Raw genomic sequence first — 1,768 nt, 5'->3', positions numbered from 1 at the left:
GTGGTTGCCCACTACCTCGGTGTCCCGACGGAGGACCGCAGCCAGTTCGATGAGTGGACTGACTCCATTGTGGCTGCCAATGCCACCGCCACCTACGGCGACGCCACGGCAGCTACTGGCGCGATGATGGGCTACTTTGCTGAACTCAACCAGCGGCGCCGCCGCGATCTCGGCGACGACACTTAGTCGCACCTGGTAGCAGCGGGTCAAGCAGATGACGACGCCGCAATCATGCGCGTGCTCGCCTTCGCCTTCACCATGGTTACCGGTGGCAATGACACGACAACGGGCATGCTCGGTGGGGGCGTTCAATTACTCAGTGAGCGCCCCGATCAGCGGGCTTTGGTGCTCGATGATGTGGAATCAGCTGTTGAGGAGATACTGCGGCTGACCAGCCCGGTGCAAGGTCTATGCCGCACACCGACCCGCGACGTGGTGATTGACGGCGTCATGATCCCGGCCGGTCGCAAGACGCTGATGTGCTACGCAGCAGCTAATCGCGACCCGGCACAATTCGGTCCCGATGCCGATGAGTTGAAGGTGGCGCGTTCGCCCCGCCAGATATTGTCGTTTTCGCACGGCGCCCACCACTGCCTAGGGGCGGCTGCCGCACGCATGATGGGACGAGTCGCACTGGAGGAACTGTTGCATAGGATCCCCAATTTTCGGGTTGACCTCGATGCTGTGAACTGGGCAGACGGTGCGTATGTCCGGCGACCTTTGAGCGTTCCTTTGGAGGTGTTGTGATGACCAAGTCCTGGCTTGTCGATGATGCTAGCGAGGCCGCGACAGAACGCATCCTTGATGCCGCCGAAGAGTTATACGCGGCCCACGGGCTGAATGGCATCAGCATGGATGCGGTAGCGCGGGCCGCGGGTTGCTCGCGCGCGACGCTCTACAGGTACTTCGATAATCGCAAGGCCCTACAGTTTGCGTTCGCTCACCGCGAAGCATTGCGAATCGTTGAAGTGGTAGGCAACCGGCTGCAGTCGATCGAGGACCCGCACGAGCGCGCCGTTGAGGCTGTCGTGGGCGCGATCGAACAGGTGCGCGCCAAACCGGCGCTGCACGCCTGGGTGACCCCGGGCGAGGCCGGCCAGGTATCTGAAGTTCTGCGTGAGTCACCGCTCATCGAGTCTTTTACTGCCCGCTTTGTCGGCGGCCGCGACGACCTTCCCGACCTTGACCTTGCCCGATGGGTTCTGCGCTGCATTGTGTCGTTCCTGGCCGTTCCTGGTCCCGACACCGCCAGCGAACGCCGCCTGATTGAACGTTTTCTAGCCCCGCATCTGACGGTGCGGTAGGAGTGTCCGTGGCAAGGTGCCGCGAATTCGATGCAGCGACCGAGGCACCTTGGTCGCCAGGCGCGTAGCGCCGTGAGTGGAGGCGTAGCCGGAGCGAGGCGTAGTGACGACCGTCGACGCCTGGATTTTCATTCAGATACCGTTAGTATCCGAATGAGAGATTCTCGCGCTCTGGCGCGTTGAATGACGCGGGACCGAAAGGACCTCCTGCTATGAAAGCTCACTACGAAGCGTTGATTGTGGGTGCTGGTATCTCTGGCATCGCCGCTGCCATCAAGCTGCGGGAGGCAGGAATCGATGACATCGTCATCGTGGAACGAGCCGACAGCTACGGCGGCACCTGGCGGGCCAACACCTACCCCGGTTGCGCCTGTGACGTGCCATCGAATCTGTACTCTTTTTCGTTTGCTCGCAATACCGAATGGTCCAGGGTGTACGGCAATCAGCCTGAAATCCTTGACTAC

General features: G+C 61.3%; 2 protein-coding genes and 1 pseudogene. All 3 read left to right on the top strand.

The window, feature by feature from the left end; translation table 11 throughout:
- Positions 1-747: pseudogene (locus ACK5M9_RS12855) on the top strand (cytochrome P450); the annotation flags it as partial.
- Positions 747-1,304, top strand: coding sequence for a TetR/AcrR family transcriptional regulator (locus ACK5M9_RS12850; RefSeq protein ID WP_416893554.1), 558 nt, complete (start codon positions 747-749; stop codon positions 1,302-1,304). The pseudogene ACK5M9_RS12855 and the gene ACK5M9_RS12850, both read left to right, overlap by 1 nt.
- Before the next feature lie 212 nt (positions 1,305-1,516).
- Positions 1,517-1,768 (top strand): FAD-dependent oxidoreductase (locus ACK5M9_RS12845; protein ID WP_416893553.1); only part of this gene is annotated, 252 nt, incomplete at its 3' end.

This window comes from Mycobacterium sp., assembly GCF_047975165.1.
Classification (GTDB): Bacteria; Actinomycetota; Actinomycetes; order Mycobacteriales; family Mycobacteriaceae; genus Mycobacterium.
This window is presented reverse-complemented; position numbering and strand designations above follow the sequence as displayed.